Source organism: Xanthobacter autotrophicus, assembly GCF_029991245.1.
Lineage (GTDB): Bacteria > Pseudomonadota > Alphaproteobacteria > Rhizobiales > Xanthobacteraceae > Xanthobacter > Xanthobacter autotrophicus_C.
Window position 1 is genome coordinate 1 of the sequence record NZ_JAIVFO010000466.1, and the last position, 387, is coordinate 387.

Below are 387 nucleotides of genomic sequence, written 5' to 3' on the forward strand. Positions count from 1 at the left end.
CAGCCGGCTCGCGGCGCTTCCTATCCGGCGCTGCCTCAGGCCGTCTTCTTCTGGCCGCGGGCCTTCGCCTCGTCGCCTGCGGCGTTCGGCCGACCCAGGCCGATCGCCTTTGCCAGGAGGGACCGTCGTTCTGCGTAATCCGGAGCGACCAGCGGGTAATCCCGCGGCAATCCCCATTTCTCGCGGTATTGCTCCGGCGTCAGGCCGCGACCGGTGAGGTGCCGTTTCAAGGTCTTGTAGGGCTTGCCGTCCTCGAAGCTGATCAGTGCGTCGCGGCCGACCGAGCGTCGGATCTCGGCGGCGGACGGCTTTTCGACCGGCGACGCAACGACCGCCGAGGTATCGCCCTCGGCCGCCGCCTGCACGGCAGCATGGACGCTCGCGAGC

At 69.5% G+C, this 387-nt stretch carries 1 protein-coding gene; it reads right to left on the minus strand.

Features of this window, described 5'->3' with window-relative positions:
* Positions 1-35 precede the first annotated feature (35 nt).
* On the minus strand, positions 36-387 hold a 352-nt coding region (locus K9U41_RS23710; protein WP_282643266.1), incomplete at its 5' end, for a MucR family transcriptional regulator.